The 25344-nt window shown below is 59.6% G+C and carries 28 protein-coding genes, 2 tRNA genes and 1 rRNA gene; 13 read left to right on the top strand and 18 right to left on the bottom strand.

Features of this window, described 5'->3' with window-relative positions:
- Positions 1-4: 4 nt before the first annotated feature.
- A 16S ribosomal RNA gene (locus ACR3EN_RS08025) occupies positions 5-1465 on the bottom strand.
- A gap of 912 nt (positions 1466-2377) precedes the next feature.
- Here ACR3EN_RS08025 and ACR3EN_RS08020 point away from each other — a divergent pair.
- From ACR3EN_RS08020 to ACR3EN_RS08005, 4 genes are all read left to right on the top strand, one after another.
- Entirely contained in the window at positions 2378-3127 is a 750-nt protein-coding gene (locus ACR3EN_RS08020) for a 5-oxoprolinase subunit B family protein (protein ID WP_480825926.1), read from the top strand.
- Complete coding sequence (locus ACR3EN_RS08015) at positions 3124-4119, top strand: 5-oxoprolinase subunit C family protein (protein ID WP_480825924.1); 996 nt, start codon at positions 3124-3126, stop codon at positions 4117-4119. The genes ACR3EN_RS08020 and ACR3EN_RS08015 overlap by 4 nt, the downstream gene beginning before the upstream one ends.
- Before the next feature lie 12 nt (positions 4120-4131).
- A complete protein-coding gene (locus tag ACR3EN_RS08010; RefSeq protein WP_480825922.1) occupies positions 4132-4893 on the top strand; it encodes a LamB/YcsF family protein in 762 nt (253 codons plus the stop codon).
- A gap of 119 nt (positions 4894-5012) precedes the next feature.
- Positions 5013-6260 carry a hypothetical protein gene (locus ACR3EN_RS08005; protein WP_480825920.1) on the top strand — a complete coding sequence of 416 codons (1248 nt, stop codon included), beginning with the start codon at positions 5013-5015 and terminating at the stop codon, positions 6258-6260.
- 68 nt (positions 6261-6328) lie between these two features.
- Here the strand turns inward: ACR3EN_RS08005 and ACR3EN_RS08000 are convergent, their stop codons facing one another.
- Both ACR3EN_RS08000 and ACR3EN_RS07995 read right to left on the bottom strand, forming a co-directional pair.
- On the bottom strand, positions 6329-7699 hold the full coding sequence (locus ACR3EN_RS08000; protein ID WP_480825918.1) for a D-alanyl-D-alanine carboxypeptidase family protein: 1371 nt from the start codon (positions 7697-7699) through the stop codon (positions 6329-6331).
- Between the two features lie 281 nt (positions 7700-7980).
- Positions 7981-8682 carry an HAD family hydrolase gene (locus ACR3EN_RS07995; protein ID WP_480825916.1) on the bottom strand — a complete coding sequence of 234 codons (702 nt, stop codon included), beginning with the start codon at positions 8680-8682 and terminating at the stop codon, positions 7981-7983.
- A gap of 94 nt (positions 8683-8776) precedes the next feature.
- On the opposite strand from ACR3EN_RS07995, the gene clpS reads away from it, so the two are divergent.
- The 4 genes from clpS to hemF are packed head-to-tail and all read left to right on the top strand — an operon-like array spanning position 8777 to position 11818.
- Positions 8777-9118 (top strand): ATP-dependent Clp protease adapter ClpS, encoded by a 342-nt coding sequence (clpS, locus tag ACR3EN_RS07990; RefSeq protein WP_480534657.1) that lies wholly within the window; start codon positions 8777-8779, stop codon positions 9116-9118.
- Positions 9119-9127: 9 nt separating this feature from the next.
- The gene (locus ACR3EN_RS07985; protein ID WP_480825913.1) at positions 9128-10090 is read left to right on the top strand and encodes a class I SAM-dependent methyltransferase; all 963 of its coding nucleotides are present in this window, start codon (positions 9128-9130) and stop codon (positions 10088-10090) included.
- Between the two features lie 37 nt (positions 10091-10127).
- Entirely contained in the window at positions 10128-10928 is an 801-nt protein-coding gene (locus ACR3EN_RS07980) for an SDR family NAD(P)-dependent oxidoreductase (RefSeq protein ID WP_480825911.1), read from the top strand.
- Positions 10929-10933: 5 nt separating this feature from the next.
- Positions 10934-11818, top strand: coding sequence for an oxygen-dependent coproporphyrinogen oxidase (gene hemF, locus ACR3EN_RS07975; protein ID WP_480825909.1), 885 nt, complete (start codon positions 10934-10936; stop codon positions 11816-11818).
- A 6-nt stretch (positions 11819-11824) separates the two neighbouring features.
- Here the strand turns inward: hemF and ACR3EN_RS07970 are convergent, their stop codons facing one another.
- From ACR3EN_RS07970 to modA, 4 genes are all read right to left on the bottom strand, one after another.
- Positions 11825-12229, bottom strand: coding sequence for a hypothetical protein (locus ACR3EN_RS07970; protein ID WP_480825907.1), 405 nt, complete (start codon positions 12227-12229; stop codon positions 11825-11827).
- Positions 12230-12667: 438 nt separating this feature from the next.
- Entirely contained in the window at positions 12668-13765 is a 1098-nt protein-coding gene (gene modC, locus ACR3EN_RS07965; protein ID WP_480825905.1) for a molybdenum ABC transporter ATP-binding protein, read from the bottom strand.
- The gene (modB, locus tag ACR3EN_RS07960) at positions 13762-14454 is read right to left on the bottom strand and encodes a molybdate ABC transporter permease subunit (RefSeq protein ID WP_480825903.1); all 693 of its coding nucleotides are present in this window, start codon (positions 14452-14454) and stop codon (positions 13762-13764) included. Before modB ends, modC begins: the two co-directional genes overlap by 4 nt.
- Positions 14455-14458: 4 nt before the next feature.
- Entirely contained in the window at positions 14459-15211 is a 753-nt protein-coding gene (gene modA / locus ACR3EN_RS07955; RefSeq protein WP_480825901.1) for a molybdate ABC transporter substrate-binding protein, read from the bottom strand.
- A 188-nt stretch (positions 15212-15399) separates the two neighbouring features.
- Between modA and ACR3EN_RS07950 the strand changes: the two genes are divergently transcribed.
- Together ACR3EN_RS07950 and ACR3EN_RS07945 are read left to right on the top strand one after the other, a co-directional pair.
- Positions 15400-16653 carry an aminotransferase class V-fold PLP-dependent enzyme gene (locus ACR3EN_RS07950; protein WP_480825899.1) on the top strand — a complete coding sequence of 418 codons (1254 nt, stop codon included), beginning with the start codon at positions 15400-15402 and terminating at the stop codon, positions 16651-16653.
- An 85-nt stretch (positions 16654-16738) separates the two neighbouring features.
- Positions 16739-16814: transfer RNA gene (locus ACR3EN_RS07945), tRNA-Val, on the top strand.
- A 52-nt stretch (positions 16815-16866) separates the two neighbouring features.
- On the opposite strand, the gene ACR3EN_RS07940 is transcribed toward ACR3EN_RS07945, so the two are convergent.
- The 5 genes from ACR3EN_RS07940 to ACR3EN_RS07920 form a co-directional block, all read right to left on the bottom strand.
- Positions 16867-17106 carry a hypothetical protein gene (locus ACR3EN_RS07940; protein ID WP_480825897.1) on the bottom strand — a complete coding sequence of 80 codons (240 nt, stop codon included), beginning with the start codon at positions 17104-17106 and terminating at the stop codon, positions 16867-16869.
- Positions 17107-17200: 94 nt separating this feature from the next.
- Positions 17201-17329, bottom strand: coding sequence for a hypothetical protein (locus tag ACR3EN_RS07935; RefSeq protein ID WP_480869656.1), 129 nt, complete (start codon positions 17327-17329; stop codon positions 17201-17203).
- A 246-nt stretch (positions 17330-17575) separates the two neighbouring features.
- Positions 17576-17652, bottom strand: a tRNA-Arg gene (locus ACR3EN_RS07930).
- A 21-nt stretch (positions 17653-17673) separates the two neighbouring features.
- A complete protein-coding gene (locus tag ACR3EN_RS07925) occupies positions 17674-18150 on the bottom strand; it encodes a GNAT family N-acetyltransferase (RefSeq protein ID WP_480825895.1) in 477 nt (158 codons plus the stop codon).
- 14 nt (positions 18151-18164) lie between these two features.
- The gene (locus tag ACR3EN_RS07920) at positions 18165-18476 is read right to left on the bottom strand and encodes an ETC complex I subunit (RefSeq protein ID WP_480825893.1); all 312 of its coding nucleotides are present in this window, start codon (positions 18474-18476) and stop codon (positions 18165-18167) included.
- 258 nt (positions 18477-18734) lie between these two features.
- Between ACR3EN_RS07920 and uvrB the strand changes: the two genes are divergently transcribed.
- The gene (gene uvrB / locus ACR3EN_RS07915) at positions 18735-20921 is read left to right on the top strand and encodes an excinuclease ABC subunit UvrB (protein ID WP_480825891.1); all 2187 of its coding nucleotides are present in this window, start codon (positions 18735-18737) and stop codon (positions 20919-20921) included.
- A gap of 30 nt (positions 20922-20951) precedes the next feature.
- Here the strand turns inward: uvrB and ACR3EN_RS07910 are convergent, their stop codons facing one another.
- Together ACR3EN_RS07910 and ACR3EN_RS07905 are read right to left on the bottom strand one after the other, a co-directional pair.
- Positions 20952-21506 carry a M48 family metalloprotease gene (locus ACR3EN_RS07910; protein ID WP_480843423.1) on the bottom strand — a complete coding sequence of 185 codons (555 nt, stop codon included), beginning with the start codon at positions 21504-21506 and terminating at the stop codon, positions 20952-20954.
- Positions 21507-21833: 327 nt separating this feature from the next.
- Positions 21834-22124, bottom strand: a complete 291-nt coding sequence (locus ACR3EN_RS07905; RefSeq protein ID WP_480825887.1) for an antibiotic biosynthesis monooxygenase family protein — start codon at positions 22122-22124, stop codon at positions 21834-21836.
- 327 nt (positions 22125-22451) lie between these two features.
- Between ACR3EN_RS07905 and ACR3EN_RS07900 the strand changes: the two genes are divergently transcribed.
- Positions 22452-22880 (top strand): hypothetical protein, encoded by a 429-nt coding sequence (locus ACR3EN_RS07900; protein ID WP_480825885.1) that lies wholly within the window; start codon positions 22452-22454, stop codon positions 22878-22880.
- 5 nt (positions 22881-22885) lie between these two features.
- On the opposite strand, the gene ACR3EN_RS07895 is transcribed toward ACR3EN_RS07900, so the two are convergent.
- The 4 genes from ACR3EN_RS07895 to ACR3EN_RS07880 all read right to left on the bottom strand — a co-directional run bounded on the left by ACR3EN_RS07895 (position 22886) and on the right by ACR3EN_RS07880 (position 24519).
- Positions 22886-23125 (bottom strand): TFIIB-type zinc ribbon-containing protein, encoded by a 240-nt coding sequence (locus ACR3EN_RS07895; protein ID WP_480825928.1) that lies wholly within the window; start codon positions 23123-23125, stop codon positions 22886-22888.
- Between the two features lie 119 nt (positions 23126-23244).
- On the bottom strand, positions 23245-23661 hold the full coding sequence (locus ACR3EN_RS07890; RefSeq protein ID WP_480825883.1) for an excalibur calcium-binding domain-containing protein: 417 nt from the start codon (positions 23659-23661) through the stop codon (positions 23245-23247).
- A gap of 60 nt (positions 23662-23721) precedes the next feature.
- Complete coding sequence (locus ACR3EN_RS07885; RefSeq protein ID WP_480825881.1) at positions 23722-24129, bottom strand: universal stress protein; 408 nt, start codon at positions 24127-24129, stop codon at positions 23722-23724.
- A 63-nt stretch (positions 24130-24192) separates the two neighbouring features.
- Positions 24193-24519, bottom strand: coding sequence for an antibiotic biosynthesis monooxygenase family protein (locus ACR3EN_RS07880; protein ID WP_480825879.1), 327 nt, complete (start codon positions 24517-24519; stop codon positions 24193-24195).
- A gap of 129 nt (positions 24520-24648) precedes the next feature.
- Between ACR3EN_RS07880 and ACR3EN_RS07875 the strand changes: the two genes are divergently transcribed.
- Complete coding sequence (locus ACR3EN_RS07875) at positions 24649-25335, top strand: hypothetical protein (RefSeq protein WP_480843421.1); 687 nt, start codon at positions 24649-24651, stop codon at positions 25333-25335.
- The last annotated feature ends 9 nt before the right edge of the window (positions 25336-25344 follow it).

Raw genomic sequence — 25344 nt, 5'->3', positions numbered from 1 at the left:
TTAGAAAGGAGGTGATCCAGCCGCAGGTTCCCCTACGGCTACCTTGTTACGACTTCACCCCAGTCGCTGATCCTACCGTGGTCCGCTGCCTCCAAAAGGTTAGCGCACGGCCGTCGGGTAGAACCAACTCCCATGGTGTGACGGGCGGTGTGTACAAGGCCCGGGAACGTATTCACCGCGTCATGCTGTTACGCGATTACTAGCGATTCCGACTTCATGGGGTCGAGTTGCAGACCCCAATCCGAACTGAGACAGTTTTTTGGGATTAACCCATTGTCACTGCCATTGTAGCACGTGTGTAGCCCAACCCGTAAGGGCCATGAGGACTTGACGTCATCCACACCTTCCTCCCGCTTATCACGGGCAGTTTCCATAGAGTGCCCAGCCGAACTGCTGGCAACTAGGGATGTGGGTTGCGCTCGTTGCCGGACTTAACCGAACATCTCACGACACGAGCTGACGACAGCCATGCAGCACCTGTCACCGAGTCACCGAAGTGAAAGGCCCATCTCTGGACCGGTCCCGGGATGTCAAGGGTTGGTAAGGTTCTGCGCGTTGCTTCGAATTAAACCACATGCTCCACCGCTTGTGCGGGCCCCGTCAATTCCTTTGAGTTTTAATCTTGCGACCGTACTCCCCAGGCGGAATGCTTAATCCGTTAGGTGTGTCACCGAATAGCATGCTACCCGACGACTGGCATTCATCGTTTACGGTGTGGACTACCAGGGTATCTAATCCTGTTTGCTCCCCACACTTTCGCACCTCAGCGTCAGTATCGAGCCAGTGAGCCGCCTTCGCCACTGGTGTTCCTCCGAATATCTACGAATTTCACCTCTACACTCGGAATTCCACTCACCTCTCTCGAACTCTAGACCAATAGTTTTGGAGGCAGTTCCGGGGTTGAGCCCCGGGATTTCACCCCCAACTTTCTGGTCCGCCTACGTGCGCTTTACGCCCAGTAATTCCGAACAACGCTAACCCCCTCCGTATTACCGCGGCTGCTGGCACGGAGTTAGCCGGGGTTTCTTTACCTGCTACCGTCATTATCTTCACAGGCGAAAGAGCTTTACGACCCTAAGGCCTTCATCACTCACGCGGCATGGCTGGATCAGGGTTGCCCCCATTGTCCAAGATTCCCCACTGCTGCCTCCCGTAGGAGTCTGGGCCGTGTCTCAGTCCCAGTGTTGCTGATCATCCTCTAAAACCAGCTATAGATCGTAGGCTTGGTAGGCCATTACCCCACCAACTACCTAATCTAACGCGGGCTAATCCTTTGGCGATAAATCTTTCCCCCGAAGGGCTCATACGGTATTACTCTCCGTTTCCAGAGGCTATTCCGTACCAAAGGGCATATTCCCACGCGTTACTAACCCGTCCGCCGCTCACCCCGAAAGGCGCGCTCGACTTGCATGTGTTAGGCCTGCCGCCAGCGTTCGTTCTGAGCCAGGATCAAACTCTCAAGTTGAAAGCACATTGCTGCGCTATCCTTGACGTTCGAACCTCTGCACATCCTTGATTGTGCTACCGCCTATTCGGCTACTTGAGCACAGGTAGCTTACGCTACGCTGCAGCTACCAAACCGCACAAACGATACCCCCAACCCGGCTAGGCCAAGGGACAATCAAGAGTCATCTGTTTGATGTACACAGATCTCCTAAGAAATCAGTGAACCACTCAAACAGTGAAGCTGACACTCTATAATCGGCGCTACCGCTTACGCTACTTGAGCGCAAAACAATATAACCTAAGAGCGCGATATACAGACATTCAATCCGTCGAAACGAACCAAACCGCCCACATATCTCTTCAGTTATCCATCAATGTCAAAGAACAAAACACCCAGAGCCAAAAATCAGACCAGTGCGCCAATCCCTCAGCGCGCCCGCCTAAACCTCAACCTCAGATGCCCCCAGTCTCTCCCGAGCGTCCAACCGTCTCTCCGGCCCGTCTCCGCTACCACCGTAGCGTCCCAACAACAACCTCAGCTGCGCCGGTGAAGGGGGTTCTAAGTAATACGAACATAGACCGCAAGTGGAAAAACACAGATTGCGGAACTTTTTTGCAAAAATCTATTTTAATGAAGATTATCAATACTTTAAATACTGCTTGCGCCCTCAAAACGCCCTCAACTCTGCCCCCGCAACCCCCAAACCCCCCGCCCTGCTATGCAGGCCTTTCGGTGCTACCGCTATATATAGTGAGTATGCGCAACACCCCCACAAGAGTGATACGAGTCGACCGGTCGTAATCGATTCATTTCTCGGTCCGGAATCGCGCCGCCCCCGGGCGCGTCGAGCGAGAAAGCGTCAGGGCCTTGCGCATTCTGCGCGGATGCGTTCAGGTCTCTGAAAAACAAAGTCTGCGGCAGAAACCTGTTATGACACAAACCACACAGCTTCCCCTTATGCGAACCGTTGGTTTTGACGGTCTGCTGGTGACATTTGCCGATACCATGACCGAAGCCTCGAACCGCGCCGCACTTGCGTTTCGAGGGGCGGTTGAGGCGCTGCAGTTGGAGGGCGTAGTTGAAACCTCGGCCTCTTTGGCGTCTGCTTATATTCGGTTCGCTCCCGCGCAGTTGTCGCACAAACAGCTTGAGCAGCGAATTCGCGCCCTGCTGGACAGCCGCGACTGGTACACTGCGCCTTTGCCTGCCGGCCGGCGTTTCTGGAAAGTACCTACGGTTTACGGCACCGATCTTGCGCCACAATTGGTGGACGCAGCAACCGCCGCCGGATTGTCGGCTTCGGAAGCCATCGAACGGTTGAGCCAGACGCGCGTGCGGGTTCTGACCATCGGGTTTGCGCCGGGGCAGCCCTATCTTGGCCCGCTGGGGCCGGAGTTCAACATTCCGCGCCTCAAGGAACTGACGCCGATGGTGCCCGAGGGGGCCCTTGTGCTGGCGATCTCGCAATTCGTGCTGTTCTCGGGGCCGACGCCGACCGGGTGGCGTCATGTTGGCCAGACCGCGTTTCGATGCTTCCGGCCGGATATGGAGCAAAGCTTTGCGCTCAATCCCGGTGATGAGATGCAATTCGTTCCAGTCTCGCGCGATAGACTGGAAGAGATTCGGGCGACCTGCACCGACGGCACCGGCGGCGCGCGTTGTGAGGAGATCGCGCCATGACGTTGATCGTTCATCGCATCGGCCCGGCCTGCACTATTCAGGATCAGGGGCGCACCGGGTATCTGGCTCAAGGGCTGTCGCGTTCGGGCGCGGCGGATGCTCTGGCCTTGCACGAAGGGGCGGCGTTGCTGGGGCAGAGCCCGGATTGCGCCGTGTTGGAAATGGCGGGGACGGGCGGAACCTTCGAGGCGACCGCCCCGACAGCCATCGCACTGACCGGCGCGCCGATGCAGGCCAGCATTGACGGCAGCCCCGTAATGTGGAACGCCTCGCATCAGATGGAGGCAGGGCAGCGGCTGGAGATCGGATCGGTGCTGCAGGGCGGCTACGGCTATCTGCATCTGGGCGGCGGGATTGAGGCCCCGGTTATTCTGGGCTCCCGTTCGGCACATCTGACCGCCAGAATCGGGCGCGCCATTCAGATCGGGGACACTCTGCCCGCCAACGGTGCTGGCCGCGTGGGTCTGAAACTGCAGCCCGATGACCGGTTCTCGGGCGGGCTGCTGCGGGTGGTGGCCAGTTTTCAGACTGCATTGTTTGATGACGAGACGCTGACACGCTTCACCGACACCGATTTCCGACGCGGCGCGCGGGCCAACCGGATGGGGATGCAGCTGGAAAGCGCAGGCGAGGGGTTTGCCGCGAAGGGTCAGCTCAATATCCTGTCCGAAGTCATCACCCCCGGCGATATCCAGATGACCGGCACCGGTGCGCCCTTCATCCTGCTGCCCGAATGCCAGACCACCGGAGGTTATCCCCGCATCGGAACCGTCCTGCCCTGCGACCTGCCCCGCGCGGCGCAGACACCTGCGGGCGGGCAAATCCGCTTTGAATTTGTCTCACTGGACCAGGCCAACGCGTTGCAGTCTGCGTTCGACGCCGAGCTTGCGCGACTGCCGGGCCGCGTCGAGCCGTTGGTCCGCGACCCCCATGACATCCCCGATCTTCTGTCCTACCAATTGATCAGTGGAATGATCTCTGCCACCGAATAAGGAGTTACGCCCATGCCTCACGTCGATCTGAACGCCGATATGGGCGAAAGCTTTGGTCCCTGGAAGATGGGCGATGACGCAAGCCTGCTGAAGATCATCACCTCGGCCAATATCGCCTGCGGCTTTCATGCGGGTGACCCGGACGTGATGGCGCAGACCATGGCTCTGGCCGCCGAGAACGGTGTAGGGATAGGCGCGCATCCCGGGCTTCCCGATCTTCAGGGGTTCGGGCGGCGGAATATGAAAGTGCCGCATGACAGCTTGCGCAATCTGGTCCGTTACCAATTGGGCGCGGCGATGGGCGTGGCTAAGGCGGTCGGCACTGAAGTACGGCACCTGAAACTGCATGGGGCGCTCGCAAATATGTGCTCGGTCGATATCGACATGGCACGAGCCTGTTATCAGGGTGCCTTGGACGTGGACCCCGACATCATCATCATGGTTCTGGCTGCCACGAAACAGCAAGAAGCCGTGCGCGAGCTGGGATGCAAATGGGTGGGCGAGATCTTTGCGGACCGCGCCTATAACGACGACGGGACGTTGGTGGATCGGTCCCTGCCCGGCGCAGTGATCCATGACCCGGCGCTGGCAGGGCCGCGTATCCTGAACATGGTGCGCGAAGGCGCGATCATCACCGAATCCGGCAAGCGGTTAGAGACCTCGATCGACACGATCTGCCTGCATGGTGACGGCCCCACGGCGGTTCAGATCGCCCGGTCCGTGCGTGAAAACCTGATTGAAGGCGGCGTCGAGGTTACCAAATTCATCCGTTGATCATCCGGGCCTAACCTGCGGCCCCCATGTCCCGACTGTTGCCCGTGTAGGCCCAAGCGCCTAGCATGGGGCCAAGTGCATGTTCTGACTGCAACAAATCTGCGCATGGAGATGAGCCAATGTCATTCGACCTGATGTCCTATGAACCCCGGGGCGACAAGAAGAACTCGGACTTTTTCACCGAATACCTGCCGAAGATTTACGAGCGCCGCACCAGTTCAGGCATCGCCGATCAGGTCGGTGCGATGCGCGCGATTGTCATCCAGGTCGAACCCGACGCGCTGTTTGACACGCTGGTCGAGCTTTACGTGATGACGCCGTACCGCCACACGGCCAGCTATCTGGGGCGGACACATAAGTTCTCGGTCCTGCATTCGCATCCCGACTACCCGGCGCTGATCGTGATGGCCCCGCTCAGCCCCGCGTTCGAAGATTTCATTCCCCGCATCAATCGCATTTACCCGCTGGCGCGGAGCACTCCGCAAACGCGCTATGTGGGCGAGATCTACGGAGCCTCTGATCTGAAGGCGCTGACCGGCACGCTTGAGGATCAGAATATTCGGTTCGAATATTCTGGGGACACCGAAAACCCGTTCTACACGCTGGATGGGTTCCGCTTCACCACCCCGTCGGATTTCACCTGCAATCGGGTGGGATACTCGACGCTGGATTTCAACGACACCGACAGTCTGGGTCTGGGCGACCGGGTACTGCTGAGCGATGCCGAACAAGCCCGGCTGGATCAGGCCGCCGCCTTTGGCGCAGACAGCAAGATCGCGCCTCTGATGCTGGGCATCGACCATCTGGCCACGCGGGTGCTGGCTGGGGAACGCGAAGACGCGATCCTCGAATTTCTGACCATGGTGCCCTATTACTTCTGGGGGGCGTACAACATCTTCGACATGAACTCGTCGACCAATGTGAACCGCAACGCCAATGTGGATGACGACAAGAAGTCGCCCGCGAAAGTGTTCACCGCCAACAACACGCCCTCTTTCGTGAATTCCTTCGCCAAGCTGCCGATGCCTACCGAAGACTTCGTACGCAATTTCGGGCGTCGCCTACACCACATGGCGGTTGAGATTCAGGACGGCGACCACGGCGCGGGGGAAAAGAACGTCGATTTCGTGGTCAATACACTCAAAGACAAAGGCGTGCCGTTCTTGGCGCATGTCGTGGGCGAGTGCAAAGACGATCCGAACCTGAAACAGATCTTCTCAAAACACTCGAAACATACGCTGCTGATCACCGAGTATATCGAGCGGTGCCACCACTATGACGGCTTCTTCACCAAGGACAATGTGGCCGCCCTGACAGCCGCCGCCGGGCAGGATGAGCAGTATCAGCACGGCCATGTGTTCGACTGATCGGATATAAAAAATGGGCTGCGAGAGTATCGCAGCCCGGAGCCATCCAGGAGAGAATATGTCGGGTCTTATGATGGCCCGATCATGAAACAGGTGACATTGCGCGCCTGAAGCCTGCGGCAGGCCAGATCGGCCTGTTCGCGGGTCATGCCCTGAAATGTCGCATCAAAGCCGCGCGCGCTCTGGTTCACTTTGCGCAGCGTACCTTCCAGCGTGGTCATTTCCGACAGGGCGGTTTTCAGCAGGACCTTCTCGGCCTCGTATCGCGTGGTATAGCGGCCCACGTTAACACCCCACAGATGCCCGCCGGATGTAGACAGGCGGGTGACAACCTCGGGCTCGGGTTCAGCCTGCGGCGCAGGTTGGGCGGAGGCCAGAACGACCTCGTCGGGCCGCGCTTCGGGGCGGGTTGCATCGGAAGGCGCAATATCCGCAGCCGCAATAGCTGCGGCGATACCGTCCTGAATACGCGCGCGGTTCTTCGCGGCAGCGTCGGCAACGGAGCCCGCCACTTGCACTGCGGCCACCGGGCGTAGCACCGGGCGCAGACTGCTTTTCGGCGGGCCAGCCTGGGCCACCTGCACCGACCCTATGCCAGCATTCCCGGCATATGCGGGCCGCGACGGTTTACGGATCGGCGCACGCGGGGGGGCACGGCGGAAACCCATATCCAGCAGTTCAGCAACCCGCGCATTGCGCGAGGCACCCGATTTGCCACCAAAGACGGTGGCGATGATACGTTCATCCTTGCGCTTGGCCGAAGCCACAAGATTGAAACCAGCCGCGCGGGTATAGCCCGTCTTGATACCATCAGCACCTTTATAGGCGGCCAACAGGCGGCGGTTGGTGTTGGGCACCGTCTTGATCCCGGCATGAGTCGATTGGCGCGAGAACAGGTTGTAGTATTGCGGGTAATCATACAGCAGATGACGGCCCAGTGTGGTCATGTCGCGCGCGGTCGACAGGTGGCCCGACTCGGTCAGGCCATGAGCATTCTTGAAGGTCGTACGGCTCATCCCCATCGCCTTGGCGGTGCGGGTCATACGACGCGCGAATGCGGCCTCGGACCCGCTGAGCGTGATGCCGATGGCCGTGGCCGCGTCATTGGCCGACTTCACAGCCGCTGCGCGGATCAGATAGCGGAATGCAATAGTCTGTCCCGCCCGAAGTCCCAGCTTCGAGGGCGGCTCTACCGCTGCCGCCTTGGTGATACGGACCGGAGTGTCCAGCGTGATCTCTCCGTTCCGGACCGCTTCGAACGCGATGTAAAGCGTCATCATCTTGGTCAGCGATGCCGGATGCAGCCGCGTGTCGGCATTGCGCGAATGCAGCACCTCACCGGTGCGCGCGTCAATCACCATGGCTGCGTAGGGGGCCGCAAAGCCGGGAAGTGGCGCAAAAGAAAGCAACCACAGAAATGCCATAAGGAATAAGCCCATTCGGGCCGGAACTGTCCGCCGAATCTGCACGATCTTTGCCTCTGTCTGCCTCGCGCCGCCGGGTTTTCCCGGTCGGCTTTTCTTTTCTTAATATCATTCAGGCTAACACAGAGGCCGGGCTAAAGAAACTGAAAGCTGCGTGATTGATCACGATCTATCCGGCCCGCAACGCTCCACATCTGGTAGGTGAAACTGCCGCGCACACCATACCGGCGATTGCGCCAAAATTCGGGCGCATCGCATATTCGATTTTCCGTAAACTGAGGCGAAACGGCAACAGATCAGGATATCCCACCCACCAGTGCCGCAAGATCGCCCAGATCATGCAATTCGCGAAATCGGGGATTCGTCACCGGTACTTCGGCCTGCTCGATCTCCCAAACCAGTCCGTGGGGCACATGCACACCCCAACACCCGGCCTGGATCGGGGCCACCACGTCCGAGCGCATCGAGTTTCCAACCATCATAGACGCCGCCGCTCCATCCCCATGCTGCGCAAAGATCGATGCATACGTCGCCGCCGTTTTCTCCGAGACGATCTCAACCCCGTCAAACAGCTCTCCCAACCCGGATTGGGCCAGCTTGCGCTCCTGATCGATCAGATCGCCCTTGGTGATCAGCAGAACCCGGTGCGTCGCTGCCACCGCCTCAATCGCCTCGCGGGCGTGGGGCAGCAATTCGATGGGATGGGCCAGCATCTCTTGCCCCGCTTCGATCAGCTGGCGGATCACCTGCGCCGGAACCCGGTCCTCGGTCACTTCGATGGCGGTTTCGATCATCGACAGGGTAAAACCTTTGATCCCGTAGCCATAGTGCCGGATGTTGCGCTTTTCAGCGGCCAGCAGGCGGTCCATCAGATGGTCCCGTTCGGCATGATCGGCCAGCAGTTCGGCGAAGTGATCCTGTGTGAGTTGAAAAAACCGCTCGTTATGCCACAACGTATCATCGGCATCGAACCCGATTGTCGTCAGTTTGTCCTGCATCGCGATTCCGACTCGTTGCTCTTTTCTCTGGCCATGGTGACGTTATATAAGCCCTGAAACAAACCGAAGCGTGAATCGGGAATCTCTTACTGCAATGCGCGAACACCAGTGGATCATGTCTGACAAGGACGATCAGGACGACGACACGTCGGTCCTGCTGCAGACGCGACCCAAGACCAAGCGCCCGCCGCTGTACAAGGTGCTGCTGCTGAATGACGACTACACGCCGATGGAGTTTGTGGTGCATGTGCTGGAACGCTTTTTCGGCATGACCCACGCGCAGGCGTTCGAGATCATGCTGACCGTGCATAAGAAAGGTGTCGCGGTGGTCGGCGTCTTCAGCCACGAGATTGCCGAGACCAAGGTCGGTCAGGTGATGGATTTCGCCCGCCGCCACCAGCACCCGCTGCAATGCACCATGGAACGCGAAGAATAACGCGCGGCCATGTCTCCTCGCCTTGATCTTGCCTTGAACAGCGGGCTTTGCCTGTCGCAACCGCTGAGCGTTCTGGCCCCCACAACCGATCACGACCTGTCGGACCTGCCGCGTGAGACGCAGGTGGTGCAGCCGTTCAAGCCGTTTCATGATCATTTTGCGACCCAAGGCTTTGACGCGACGCCTGAGGCGGATGCGCCCTGTCAGGATGCCATCGTCTTTCTGCCCCGCGCCAAGGCGCTGGCCCGGGCGCTGGTGCATCAGGCCTGCAGCCGTGCCAGCGGTGTGGTCGTGGTGGACGGGGCCAAGACCGATGGCGTCGACAGCCTGCTAAAAGACATCCGCAAGCGGGTTGCGGTCGAAGGGCCGATCTCGAAAGCGCATGGCAAGATTTTCTGGTTCCAATCCAAGCCCGAGGCCTTTGCCGACTGGGCCGCGCCCAAGGCCCAGATGGTCGACGGGTTCCGCACCGCACCGGGCGTGTTTTCCGCTGATGGTGTCGATCCGGCCTCAGCCCTGTTGCTGAAGTCGCTGCCCGCCAAACGCGGCACGCGCATCGCCGATCTGGGCGCAGGCTGGGGATTTCTGTCGGCCAGCCTAGCCCATGACAAGCTGCACGCCCTGCATCTGGTCGAGGCCGACCACACCGCCCTCAGCTGCGCCCGCACCAATGTCACCGATCCGCGCGCGCAGTTTCACTGGGCCGACGCCACCACATGGACCGCGCCCGAGCCGTTGGACATGGTGGTCATGAACCCGCCCTTCCACACCAGCCGCAGCGCCGATCCGGCTTTGGGTCAGGGCTTTATCGCCAGCGCAGCGCGCAATCTGACCCGCAATGGCAGCCTGTGGGTGGTCGCCAACCGCCACCTGCCCTACGAGGCCACGCTGGCCGAGACCTTCGCCCGCGTCGAAGAGATCGCCGGGGACAACCGGTTCAAGGTCTTCCATGCCTCTCGCCCTCGGACGTAACCCCCGCTAACCTGCGCCAGACCTCAGGAGGATTCGCATGTCCTTTTCCATCGCGGGCAAGACCGCAATCGTTACCGGCGCCGCCAACGGGATCGGCCTGGCCATCGGGCGGCACTTTGCCGATGCCGGGGCCAATGTCATGTTTGCCGATATGGACGAAAAGCGCCTGGCCGAAGAGCTGGGTGCGCAGGCGGATGACAGCAATATCCGCTATTTCGCTGGCGACCTGCGCGAGAAGCTGACGATTGCCAACCTGCTCTCGGCGACGCTGGATGCGTTTGATCAAGTCGATATTCTGATCAACGGCGCGCGGCAGGTGATCCCGTCGGACCCGCTGGATGCGGACGACGACTCGGTGCGGACGCTGTTGAACCAGAACCTGATGCCCGCGTTGCGCCTTAGCCAGTTGGTGGCCAAGCGGTTCATCAAGCAGGCCGATGGCGATGACGAACATCCCGCGGGCTCGATCATCAACCTGTCGTCGATTGCCGCACGGCGCACCCATCCCGACCTGATGGCCTATTCCGTCTCGACCGCTGCGCTGGATCAGATGACCCGCTCGCTGGCCGTTGCGCTGGCCCCCAGCCGCATCAGGGTGAACTCGATCGCCTTGGGATCGGTCATGAGCGCCTCGCTGCAGACCACGCTGAAGGACAACCGCGACTTCCGCGACGATATCGAAAAGCACACCCCACTGGCCCGCATCGCCGCCCCGAACGAACTGGTGGAAACCGCGCAGTTCCTCGCCTCGGACGCGGCGGGTTTCATGACCGGGCAAATCCTGACCATAGACGGAGGCCGCACTCTGCTGGATCCCGTCGCAGCCCCGGCACATTGATCCCCATGTTTGACACCGAAAAATCCACCGCCTCCGCCTGGTTCCGCCGGTTGCGCGACGAAATCGTCTCGGCCTTCGAAGGGCTGGAAGACAGCCACGATACTGGTCCTTTCTCGGACGCCCAACCGGGCAGGTTCGAGGTGAAAGAGACCACGCGCCAGTCCGACGACGGGTCGGACGCGGGCGGCGGGCTTATGTCAGTGATGCGCGGGGGCCGCGTTTTCGAGAAAGTGGGGGTCAACGTCTCGACCGTCTATGGCACGCTGGGCGAACGCGCACAGAATGCCATGGCGGCGCGCAAGGGCATTCCGGGGATGAAGGATGACCCGCGTTTCTGGGCCTCGGGCATTAGCCTTGTGGCACATATGCAGAACCCGCATGTGCCAGCCGTTCATATGAACACCCGGATGTTCTGGACCCCGCATGCGTGGTGGTTCGGCGGCGGTTCGGACCTGAATCCCTGCATCGAATATGACGCCGACACCGCCCATTTCCACGCCACGCAAAAGGCGCATCTGGACCCGCACGGGCCGGGCCACTACCCGCGCCTCAAGGATTGGGCAGATGAGTATTTCTATATCCCCCACCGCAAGCGGGCGCGCGGTGTGGGCGGTATCTTCATGGATGACTATTGCACCGGAGACTGGCAGGCCGATTTTGCCCTGACGCAGGACATTGGCCGTGCCTTCCTGCCCGCTTTTCTACCGTTGGTCGAAACACGCCGGGTGCAGGCCTTCGACGACGCAGACAAGGACGTACAGCTTGTCCACCGTGGGCTTTATGCGGAATACAACCTGGTCTATGACCGCGGCACCAAGTTCGGGCTGGAAACCGGGCATGACCCGGATGCCGTCCTCATGAGCTTGCCGCCGCTGGCGAAGTGGATTTGACGACCTTTAGTCGAAATCCAGCACATTGTCATAGCAATGGCCCCGCGCCGAACTTGCGGTCATGTTGGCCCCTACTGTTCTGACGGTAACCGAATAGCTTGAGACGTTCTCGGCCCCCTCGGGCGGCGTCAGCGAAAACTGGACTGTGCGAATCCCGCGCTCGTAGGGTTTCGAGACGTAAATGCGCTGAGTGGCAGGTGTTTTCAGCGTCCGTATCGCATAGTCGCCGATCCCGCACCAATACGCGACCGGGGCCGAGGTGGCGATCGCAGACACTTCATATGTGCCATCCTGCAGTGGCTTCACATCCGTTTGAAATCCGCCCCGTATGCCGACACCAAAGCCGCTGGCCTGAACGATGGCCGGCAGGATCATGGCGCTTATCACACATCCGATTTTCACAAAACGCATTGGCGGTACCCTTTCTCAATAACACGACCCCAGCCATCAAAGCCCGAGCCCGAACAACCTTTCATTGAAATATAGGAGAGCTTGCCACAAGTTCCATTTCGAAACCATCAACAGCATGTGACGCGTCAAACGTGTTGTCGCGCATCAGGCTTGCGATGTCTACAGGCCATGACAGCAGTCCAGTGGCACGCCGCACACCTCTCAGCCATTCGACTTTTCGCCCTTAAAAACAAGCTACTCCCGGCGTAGTTTGCGACAGGCCATGTGCGCAGGCGGGTATTGCAAGCCCAACAGGCCGCAGGCCCCGGACAGGCTCGGAATGCCTATCTGGGGTCGGGCCACCACCGCAGCCTTCGCCGGAACAACTTTCCGCGTGAGGTTGTGAGCACCGCGCCCAAGATCGTCGAAAGGCCAAACCGCAAAGCCGCAAGATCTACCCTAGCGCAGTGTGACGCGGCCCCCGACATCCTGCGGGGCCAGTGCGACGGTCTTGATGACCGCGTGGCACGGGCTGCCAACCTGCAACCCCAGCGCCGCGACCGAGCGCCGGGTGACTCGCGCCAGCACAACACCAGCAGGTGTTCTTACAGACACAATGGCCCCAGGGCCTTCGCCCGCACGAATGGCTTCGACCTGTCCCGACAGCACATTCAACGCCGACAGACCTTCGGGCGGCTTGTTCGACAGGATTACTTCCTGCGCCGGGATGCGGATGCGCAGGTCTTCTCCGATTTTGTGCGTGATACGCGGCAGGAACAAGCGCGCGCCGCCTGCATCCAGTTCTGAGAGGCCATCATCATGATGTGCTGCGACGCGAACCTGCAGCACGGCACCCACTGCGCGCACCCCAGCCGGGGCCACGGACGGATCAGCCAGCACTTCGGATGCCGGGCCATGCCGCAGGACGCGTCCATCCTGCAGCGCCACGACCGATGTCGCGAGCCGGGCAACCTCGGCCGCCGAATGGGTGACATATAGGATCGGCACCGAAACCTCATCCCGCAAGCGCTCGAAATAGGGTAGAATCTCGGCCTTGCGCGCCTCGTCCAGCGCGGCCAGAGGTTCATCCGCAAGGATCAGGCGCGGGCTGGCCAGCAGGGCGCGGCCAATGGCGACACGTTGTTTTTCGCCACCCGATAGGATGGCAGGGCGGCGATCCAGCAGATGCCCGATGCCCAGCATTTCGATCACCCGGTCCGGGTTTTCACGGCGCGCACCACGTGGGGCAAACCAGCGCCCATAGCTCAGGTTCTGGCGCACGGTCAGATGTGGGAACAGGCGACCCTCTTGAAAGATGTATCCCAGACGGCGGCGATGCGGCGGCAGCCAGACACCACGGGACGTATCGAACAGCACCCAATCCTCGACCGAAACGCGCCCGGCTTCGGGGCGCAACAGCCCCGCGACCGCGTTCACAACAGTTGTCTTACCCGAACCCGAGCGCCCAAACAGAACCGTCACGCCCGAAGGTGCATCAAATTCCAGATCCAGCGAAAGCCCGGACAGCCGGTGTTGCAGGTGAACAGACAGGCTCATGACCCGGCCACCCGTTTGGCCACGCGGCGGCCCACATATTCCGACAGCAGCAACGCCCCCATTGCGATGATGATCGAGATGATGACCAACCGCGTTGCGGCTGCTTCTCCGCCCGGCACTTGCAGGAACGCATATACGGCAGACGGCAGCGTCTGGGTCTGACCCGGGATGTTCGACACAAACGTGATCGTGGCACCGAACTCTCCCATCGCTTTGGCAAAGGCGAGAATCGCACCGGCGATGACCCCCGGCAGGATCATCGGCAGAGTAACCGTTCCAAAGACCATCAGGCGTGACGCGCCCAGTGTGGCCCCGGCCTGTTCCAGCTTTGGATCGACGGCCTCGATGGACAGTCGGATCGCACGGACCATCAACGGGAAGGCCATGATCCCGGCGGCCAGCGCGGCGCCCGTCCAGCGGAAGGCAAAGACAATGCCCAACTCGGCCAATGGCGCCCCCAAAGGGCCCTGAATGCCGAAGGTCAAAAGCAGCAGATACCCGGTCACGACCGGCGGCAGGATCAGCGGCAGATGCACCAATCCATTCAGAACCTGACGCCCCGGAAACCGCCAGCGGGCCAGAGCGTAAGCTACAAAAATACCGAAGGGCAGCGTAAGCAGAGTGGCCCAGAACGAAACGCGCAACGACAGGCGCAAAGCCTCAATCTCTGCCGGACCCAGCCAGTTCATCCCATCATTCCTCGGGCAGGGAAAAACCCTGCCTTGCAAACTCTGCCCGTGCATCCTCGGTGGTGAGATAGGCGAGGAAAGCCTTCGCACTCGGACCGGCAGACACCGTCAGGGCCGCGGGGTAGACAATGGTGGGATGGACCTCGGACGGGATTGCCCCGACAACACCAACCCGCACTTCGGCAACGGCATCCGAGCGATAGACGATCCCCAAAGGCGCCGCCCCCGCAGCCACAAGCGCCAGCGCCGCGCGCACGTTGTCCGTCTGGGCGACCCGGTCCTGCACCTCATCCCACAGCCCCAAGCCCTGCAGCGCGGCCTTGCCATAAACTCCTGCGGGCACGGCATCGACCAGCGCCATGGCCAGATACCCTTCACCCAGACGGCCGTTCAGATCGAAATCCGCCCCGATGCGCGCAGGTTCAACATCGGGCGGGCCGATCAAAGCCAGCTCATTTCCCAGCAAATCCAGGCGAGAGCCCGCATCCACAAGCCCATCGCGTTGCAACTCGTCCATCCAGTCTTGATTGGCCGAGATGAAAATACCCGCCGGCGCGCCCGCCTGTATCTGCCGCGCCAGTACCGAGGATGCGGCGTAAGACACAACGACGCTTTGCCCCGTTTCGTGCTCGTAACTGTCGGAAATCGCATCCAGCGCAGTCTTGAGGCTGGCCGCAGCAAACACCAGCACCCCTTCAGCCCGAACCGGGGCTGCAAACAGCGCGCAAAAGGCCAGAGCTGCGATCAGACAGCGCATCTTGTGCCTCCGGATCAGAGGGTTGCAATCTCTCTGGGCATATCGGAGGCGGTACGGGGCAGGCAAGGCCCTTTGCCGCGGGCTTCAGAGATACAGGCCATCTCCGACACGATATTCTGTCGCAATTGGGATTGATCCCATGCCCCAATCAGGCTGTTGTGAGCCTGTAACGACAGGATCTGCCCACAATGCTTCACCAGACCCCCGGCCTTATCGATGAAATCCGCGCCCGTTTCGCCCATGTCGACGCGTGCCCGTTTCAGGGCCCCCGCATCTTCTTTGAAAATGCGGGGGGCGCGCTGACGCTGAATTCTGTGGTCGAGACCTCGGCGAAATTCGCAGCTATTCCGGACAATCAAGGGCGGGATAACGTGGCTAGCCACGCCTTGGTCGACATAATCAATCGGGCCAAGAGCGATCTGTCGGTGTTCATGAACGCGAATGCCGGCCAGTTCTTTGTTGGCGAAAGCGGCACCGAGCTGTTGTTCCGCATGATCCGTACGGCCTGCGTGAATGCCCCCAAGGGTAGCAAGGTCATCGGCAGCTCGATCGAACACCCGGCCAGCCGCAGCGCCGCGCGCCGCTGGGCAGAAATCGCCAAGTTGGATTACGTGAACGTGCCTCATGACGACGCCACCGGGCTTGTGACCGCCGAGGCCTATGCAGCGCAGATCACTCCGGATGCTGCCGTCGCAACGATTCTGCATGCCTCACCCGTAACCGGCATGGGCATGGATGTGGCCGCCATCGCAAAAGCTATTCGTGCGGTCGCGCCGGGTTGCTTCATTATCGTCGACGGCATTCAACACGCGGCTCACGGGCAAATCGACATAGACAGCTATGATGTGGATGGCTACGCGATCTCGCCCTACAAGGTTTTCTCGCGCCACGGCTATGGAATCGCCTGGATCTCCGAACGTCTGGCTGCCCTGCCCCACGACCAGTTGATCGATGCCCCCGCCACCGGATGGGAGTTTGGCACCCGCGACACCGGCTCTTACGCCACAATGTCAGACGTCGTTTCCTATTTCGATTGGTTGGGAAGCCGGGTTTCCGAGGCGACAGACCGCAGCGCCCGCCTGCGCGCCGCCGGGCGTGCGATCCACGCCTATGAGACCCACCTGACCGACGCGATGATCAACGGCACGGGCAACCTGCCCGGATTACGCGATATGGACCACGTGACCATTCTGGCCGGGGCCGACAATCCCGCGCGCGAAGGGTTGGTTTCGATCACGGTGCAGGGGCTGCCGTCGGCAGATGTCGTAACCCGCCTGAATGATCAGGGCATCCGCACACATACCCGCAAGGCGGACCACTACAGCGGCAACGTGCTTGATCCGCTGGGCCTGAGCGATTGCATCCGCATTTCGCTATGCCACTACAATACCGAACACGAGGTGGCACAGCTTCTGGCAGCTCTCAAGGATATGGCGGCGTGAGCGGTCAGCGCTGTTTGAGATATCGAAAGAAATTCTGCCAGACCCTCTTGCACCCGCGCGCGGGCTTGGCTACATCAGCGCTCACGGGTGATTAGCTCAGTTGGTAGAGCGCTTCGTTTACACCGAAGATGTCGGGAGTTCGAGTCTCTCATCACCCACCATCTCTTACCAGCACAAGATTGCCATCTAGGCTCCGCGCAGAAGAGCCGAAGGTCAGTCAGATCGAATTGCGTTGCCGCGCTCGACAACTGCGATTTGAGCAAACATATCTGCACGCTCTTGCGCCGTTAGCTCGGCTGGCATGTACATACGCACCTGGCCGCGTCCGCAGGGCGTGTCAAAGACAAGTTCGGCCGTGCGGCCCGCTGCCGTCATGTTGATCTTGCCAATCTTGCTGATCCGGCCTTCTTCTCCGCATCCTCCTGCGGCGAACATTGCTCGACCATCGGACATCTTACGCCTCCGTCTCCACCTGTTGATCATGTGGTCACAGTTCGGTTCGGGTCCAAATTAGATTTTGTTAATGCAATCGACAAAAGGGATGGGTTCACACGGCCGACATCAGTGCTGTTGCCGCACCGACGAAGCCTGCAACCGCCGCGGCGCTTGCCAGGATGATGCAGAAAACTTCCAACACGCTGAGCTTCATGCTTGCCTCCACCAGTTTGGTTCGCATGACCTACGACAAAGCAGTGATGGCAAAAAGGGCGGCCTAATTGACCTAGCGGAAAGCCGCCGCGCGCACGGCACGTATTTGCCCAGTTCCGCTTGTTCGAAGCCCGAAGGGCGCCCCGGAACATGCCAAGAGGCTTGACCTGTGGCGTTCCAGTACCACCCGAGACAGCAACCCACCATGATCGATGCATCAGATCAGCCGCGCGGCGCCACACGCATTCGACAAACCAGCCGAGTTTTTTGAAACTGGCGATCCCTGAAGGACTCGAACCCTCAACCTGCTGATTAGAAGTCAGCTGCTCTATCCAGTTGAGCTAAGGGACCGCTGCGCCCTTCTTGCGGTTTTTACGCGCGGGGTTCAAGGGCCAAGCGCATGAAGGCGCTGTTGGGATCGGGCGCGTAGCCATAGATCGGCCCACAATAGGAATAACCCAGAGATTCATACAGCCGGCGCGCGGCCTCATACTCGGGTAAATGGCTGGCGCCGGTTTCCAGAACAAGCGCAGAGACCCCCTCGGATGCAGCGGTATCTGCAAGGTGGGACATCATGCGCCGCGCAAGCCCACGCCCACGGGCCATCGACAAGACATGAACCGATTTCACTTCTGCGGTGCCGTCGGGCAACGACTTGAGCGCACCACATCCCAAGGCCTTCCCTGCCTCGTAGATCGCCCATACCCGAATGCCGGGTCCACGCAGGGCATCGATATCCATCGTATGATTAGAGGTCTGCGGTGTTGCATCCCAACTGTGGGCCAGATGGGCCTGAATGATCTGCCTCAGATCGTCTGCACCCGGATCAGCCTCGTGAATTTCGAACATCCGGCATGACCCGGTTAATGAGTCCAGGGACCGCGCCGACCGGTAGCGAAATTCTCACCATAGCCGCCCGCCCGTACATTCGGCTTGCGCTTGTGCGGCTCGCTGACCTGAACGTCGATGCCATTGTCTTTGGCATAGTCCAGCGCCTCTTCCTTGGTATCGAATTTCAGGCGCACCTGAGTCTGTGTATCACTGGACGAGGTCCAGCCCATCAGCGGATCAACCTCGCGCGACGAGGCAGGGGCATATTCCAGAACCCACTTGCGGGTCTTGGCCATCCCCGAGGTCATCGCGTTTCGCGAAGGCTGGTAAATCCGTGCGCGCATGTCGCCTCTCCGTACTCACTTGGCTGGCCCCGTTTATGCGCCACAGCGCGACCGGGGACAAGATGACAAATGTCGCGGTGCGCTGATGTCAGAACCTGTCATCAATCCACGCTAGGCCGGGCGGCAATCAAACATGGGGACAACACGTGCCGCAAAAGTGCAGAAGAATACACAGATGCAGCCCGCCTGACCCCCGACCCCCCTTGCAGATGGACAAAATAAGAACAAATGTAAGGGCCTGATCCCCGGAGCCCGCCTATGCCCTACGCCCATTCCGACAAGACCCAGCTGACCGCTGAAGACGTCCGCGCCCGCCTGAAGCTGGAAGGCGGCAAGCGGTTCGTGATGCATACCGAGTTCAACGCGGCAGGCGACCAGCCGACGGCGATCAAGGAACTGGCGTGCGGCGTTCTGGACGGCGAGCGCGATCAGGTTTTGCTGGGGGCGACCGGCACGGGCAAGACCTTCACCATGGCCAAGGTGATCGAGGAAACGCAGCGCCCCGCGATCATCCTTGCCCCCAACAAGACGCTGGCCGCGCAGCTATATGGCGAGTTCAAAGGCTTCTTCCCCGAGAACTCGGTCGAATATTTCGTCTCTTACTATGACTACTACCAACCCGAGGCCTACGTGCCGCGCTCGGACACCTATATCGAGAAAGAATCCCAGATTAACGAACAGATCGACCGGATGCGCCACTCGGCCACGCGGGCGCTGCTGGAACGCGACGATGTGATCATCGTGGCCTCGGTCTCGTGCATCTACGGTATCGGCTCGGTCGAGACCTACGGCGCGATGACTCAAGACCTGAAGGTCGGCCACGAATACGACCAGCGGCAGGTGATGGCCGATCTCGTCGCCCAGCAATACCGCCGCAATGATCAGGCGTTTCAGCGTGGCTCGTTCCGGGTGCGTGGCGATTCACTGGAAATCTGGCCCGCCCACCTTGAGGACCGCGCGTGGAAACTGTCCTTCTTCGGCGAGGAACTGGAACAGATCACCGAGTTCGACCCCTTGACCGGCGAGCGCGCCGCGACGATGGAGCATGTGCGCGTCTACGCGAATTCCCACTACGTGACGCCAAAACCGACGATGCAACAGGCGATCATCGGGATTAAAAAGGAACTCCGCATCCGGCTGGACCAGCTGGTCGGCGAGGGCAAATTGCTGGAAGCCCAACGTCTGGAACAGCGCACCAATTTCGATCTGGAAATGCTCGAGGCCACCGGCGTCTGCAACGGGATCGAGAACTACTCGCGCTACCTCACCGGCCGCGCGCCGGGCGAACCGCCCCCGACCCTGTTCGAATTCATCCCCGACAACGCCATCGTCTTCGCCGATGAATCCCACGTCTCTGTCCCGCAGATCGGCGGCATGTACCGGGGCGACTATCGCCGCAAATTCACACTGGCCGAACACGGCTTCCGCCTGCCGTCCTGCATGGACAACCGCCCCCTCAAGTTCGAGGAATGGGACGCCATGCGCCCGCAATCCGTCTTTGTCTCGGCCACACCAGCGAAGTGGGAGATCGAACAGACCGGCGGCGTCTTCACCGAACAGGTCATCCGCCCCACCGGCCTTTTGGACCCCGAAGTCGAAATCCGCCCGGTATCCATGCAGGTGGACGATCTGCTGGACGAGGTCCGCAAAGTGGCCGCCAACGGCTTCCGCACGCTGGTCACCACGCTCACCAAACGCATGGCTGAGGACATGACCGAATACCTGCACGAACAGGGCATCAAAGTGCGCTACATGCACTCGGACATCGACACGCTCGAACGCATCGAAATCCTGCGCGACCTGCGGTTGGGGGCCTTCGACGTGCTTGTCGGCATCAACCTGCTGCGCGAAGGGCTAGACATCCCCGAATGCGGGCTGGTCGCCATTCTGGACGCGGATAAAGAGGGTTTCCTGCGCTCGGAAACCTCGCTGATCCAGACCATCGGCCGAGCTGCCCGCAACGCCGACGGCCGGGTGATCATGTATGCCGACAAGATCACCGGTTCCATGGAGCGCGCCTTGAATGAGACCAACCGCCGCCGCGCCAAACAGCTCGCCTATAATCAGGAACACGGCATCACGCCCGAGACGGTGAAGAAGAATGTCGAGGACGTTCTGGCCGGTCTCTACGAAGGCGACGTCGACATGAACCGCGTCACCGCCACCATCGACAAACCGATGCACGGCGCGAATCTCGAGGCGCATCTGGACGGTCTGCGCGAGAAAATGCGCAAGGCCGCCGAGAACCTGGAATTCGAAGAGGCCGCAAATATCCGGGATGAGATCAAACGTCTGGAAGCGGTCGATCTGGCGGTGGCAGACGACCCCATGGCGCGGCAGTGGGCGGTCGAGAAAGCGTCCGAGGACGCGGTGAAGTCGCGCGGCAGGTCAACGGCGGGCAGGCCGGGGCAAAGGGGTGGGAATGTAAAAAGAAGGAAGCGGTAGACAGTAATAAAGCTGTTCTGTCATAGGTTCCTAAAGCACAACCTGCTTTATCCCATAAGACTGCCGATTTAGCTCTTCGCGAAACACATCCAAGCGGCATTTTCGCGCTGCTTTCTTAACTTCATTGACATCAGAATGCGCTCTATGCGCCAGCGTCAGTGGGTCCAATTTCGGGTCAAGCAGCGCGACCCCACATTGGAAGAAAACTGCGGCTAGGTTTGCCTCATGCTCCTCCTTTGTCGGAGGAATATTGGCATTGCCGCTCGCTGTTGCAAATAGTTGAAAATTCTTAACAACTGCGTTTCTAGCATGATGGTCTAACGCCAAATGAGCGAATTCGTGAGCCAACATGAAATTTGACAATTTACACTTATTGTCTGCGTTCTCGAGCAGCTTTTTGTCTACTACAAGAATTGAGCGTTCCCCAAATGCGACAACACCTGCTTTACGCTTGTAATCTTCTTCGCATTCAGTCCGGTATGTTTTGATTTTGACTGCGCCATCATCATCAGCCAGCCAATTCCAAACATCTGTCATCCGGAAAAACTCATTATCGTCACAATATATACGACGATAGCTGACCATTTCTCGGAAAAGGCTTACAGCCTCTGGAGTGGTCAAGGACTGCTTCTTTGCCTTTATCATTTGCCCACCAATTTCCGTTGCCTATCGCAGAATCAACTGCACCTGACATCCATGTTACACCAGATGTCAGCGTCACCACAACAAATTGTATATGCTGAGAATTACCTACGAAATGTAGGTCACTCCAAGGCTCGACTATTGAGAAGGAAGCAACCGTAGGATGGGTTTCCAACCCATCACCCCGCGGCCACCCAAACGCATGATGGGGTATAACCCCATCCTACACACCGCCCCAAAAAACGGGCGGGGAAACCCCCGCCCCGCTGCTCAGCCCTTATCCCAATGGGCAATCACATCATAACCAACCGGCGTCGGCGGGCCTTCCATGAACTCGGCGAAATGGCCCCATAGCTCGGCAACTTTGGGCGCGTTCGCGTTTGAGGTCGCCTCGCTCTCGACCACCGAAATCACATAGCCCGAGCCGTCCTCGTTCATTACGTTGGTAAAGCTGTGCATGCCGGGCATGCCCATGATTTCAGATTTCAGTTCATTCATTTTCGCCGTCGCCGCCTCGCGCGTGCCGGGCTTCATTTTGAATTGAGTAATGCGTGCAAACATGACTTTCCTCCCTCGTCTGGCGAAATTGCCATGGGCTGAAATCTAACACGGCGACTCGAAATCTCGTATTGATACTTTAAGAATCGCGCTGTTTTCAACCTCACGCCCTATCCAAACGTACCCAGTGACACTTCTAGGTTGCAGCCCAGCGCCCATGCGGCCCAAAACACCATTCGCCGGGTGCACGGTGCTGACCCAGGATCTGGAGCAATTCCAAGGACAATCCGTTGTCGCCATCAACAACGTCGTCGCGCGCAAGAGCAGCCTTTGATGTCGATACGGTTCACCGCCCTTGCCCGAGGTCCATCGGCCGCTAGGTCTCTGATCATGCGCATTGCCCTGCTCTCACTGATCCTCGCCACCCCGGCCACTGCATGGGAGGCAACGGTTGGAGCGATCTGCACCCTGTCGCACGACACCGAACAGGCAGAGATATTTCTGACCTACGATCCGGCCCAGCCGCTCTATACGCTGACGGTCACGCGCAAGACTGACAGCTGGACACAGACCCCATGGTTCGCCATGCGCTTCGACGGGCCGATCCCGATCGAAATCGGCACGCCGCACCATGTGCTATCCGAAAACGCCGCATCATTGACCGTCGCGGATTCCGGCTTTGGCAACGTGCTGGACGGTCTGGAATACAATCAGACCGCCTATGCCTTTACGCAGGACCGCGTGACCAGGTTTCCATTGGACGGCGCAGCCCCCCAAGTGCGTATCTTTCGCGAGTGTGCCGGGGCCCCGCTGTCCTGAACGCCTCAGAAATCGAACAAATCGTCCAGAAACCCGCCGCGTTTCTTCTTTTTGCGATAGCCGTGGTCAGACCGGTCATCATAGCTCTGCGGCGGAGGTGGGGGCGTATGAGCGGCCGAGCGGTCGATGATCTTGTCCAACTCACCCCGGTCCAGCCAGACACCGCGACATTGCGGGCAATAGTCGATCTCGACCCCGCTACGCTCGGTGATCACCAGTTGAGTTCCATCTATCGGACATTGCATCAAACGCTCTCCCATTTTTTGTCACCTGTCTTAGATGGGAGCGCGCAGGACCGGTTTCACCCCTGTGCGACCAGAAGCCCCGGCACCGCATGCCTTTGACGCCCCACCGCGTCGGGATGTCAGGGCTTTAAGAACTTCGCCGTACCAACAGTGCGCTGTTCGGGTGGTCTGGACGACTGCTGCACCGGTGGAATGCCCTGCGGGGCAAGCGACGCGCAGGCCACGCCGTCGCCGTCGGGATCGTTGCGTTTGTGATAACCCGCTTCGCCTTCGTAAAACGGGCCAGCCCCCAGCTTTCGTACGGCATCACAACCGGCCAGCGCCACCAGATGCACAACCGCGTCAGGTCGGTCATAGTCGGACACGCGAAGATATACACCAATGGCAATCAACCCTGTCGTCAGGGGCAACATCAACACCATCATCAGAATTCGAACCGGAGACAGCGCCTTTCGACGCAGCGCGGCAGCCTTACGCTGCCGTCTGGTCAGACGCGGATTCTGTTCTTCGTCCTGTGCAGGATTCGCGCGGGTCATGCGATGGGCATACGACGGCTATGTGGCAAAGGGATGGCCGCGACGCAGAAAAAGCCCTGATCAGCGCACCACATGCACCGCGCATTTCGCGTGCCGTACCACATGAGTGGCCGTCGAGCCCAGCAACAAATCCTGCATGCCCGGGCGGTGCGACGCCATGATGATCAGATCGGGCTTGTTGACCTCGGCCCAATCGAGAATTGTGCGACCGGAATGGCCCTCGATCACCAGACCGCGCGCGTTGGGAACTTTGGCCGCCATCGCATCCAGCTCTGTCTGGATGGCCTTGCGGGCCTGCGACAGGTACTCGGCTGGCATATAGGAAATCGCATAGTCCGGAATATGCTCGACCACATGCAACAAGGTCACCTGCCCATCAGGCGTGGCAAGCATCTGCGCCAGCTTAAGCGGGGCCGAGGTATCCCGCTCGGCATCAAAGGAAATCGGTACAAGGATGTTGTGATACATGACACGCCTCCGTCTTTCTTCGGATATCCTTGCCCGAAACCTCGGGCGTCGCTTTGATCCAGGTCAGGTCTCGTCAAAAGTCTCGGCGACGTCATACATAACCGGCTCGAAACTCTTGCACAGCTCGTTCACGCGCCGATTGCGCTCGCGCATTTCCGGGGTGCGTAGCATCGACAGGAAATCCTCGCGTCGCTCCCATTGCGAGTAATTGGCGATCCGCGTCTGCGCGTCATTCACATGCAGCCCCGCCGCGATGAAACCGGGCTGCTTCGAGATAAACTGGGCATAGGCGTCCGTCAGCGCCTCAAGAAGATCCTGACAGGTGCCGGGCGTCATCTCGAATGTCGTGATCACGGTCTGATAGCTGTTGTTTTTGGAAATCTGCGGCATGAGAATCCTCCTTCTTGGCTGACCCCAGCCTAGCACAGCTTTTGAGAACGCCACCCTTTTCCTGAACCAAAACACGGATTTGCCAAGTTCTTTCCTGGTTATGAACAGGAAGCTAACGATCCGTTAACCATGTCGGACGATGCTGCGCGCATGGCACGTCTGGTTTTTATCTTCTTGCTTGCTCTTGTCCCGTGTCGTCCCGGATACGCGGGCGCATGGCTACGCGACCAAGGTTCGGTGTTTGCAGCAGCCTCAGTAACTGCCTTTCGAGAAAAGGAGGAAGAATACAAATACAAAACCGGATTCTATGCGGAATGGGGGGCCAAACCGAACCTGACCATCGGTCTTGATGTTGAAGAACATCAGGACCTGTACGGTCATGCGCTTGTCTTCGCGCGGCTCCCGGTGGCTGACTTTGGTGCAGTGGGACGACTGGCAGCAGAGCTCGGTGCCGGTGTCCATCATCAGCAATATCGGGCCCAGGCCATGTACAAGGCCGCACTGTCGTATGGCAAAGGCATCCAGACGCGCTTGGGCAACGGGTGGATTGCTGTTGACGGCGCGTTGGAATACCGAACGCACGATGCGCTCATCCGAAAACTGGACTTTACAGCGGGCCTTTCATCCGGACGGCGGATCGACCCGCTGCTGCAGGTCGAAACCGCCTACGTGCCGGGACGCCCCGTGTATTGGAGCATCCGTCCTTCACTTATCTACCGAGCCAAAAGCGCTAGAACCAGATGGGTCTTCGGGCCCGAACGCAATTCGGCCCGAAGCCATACAGGGTTTAAGTTTGCGCTCTGGTTCGACTATTGACCAAAGCCG

This window comes from Ruegeria sp. G7 (assembly GCF_056535465.1).
The sequence above is the reverse complement of the archived record's forward strand: the minus strand, read 5'-3'. Positions and strand labels throughout refer to the sequence as shown.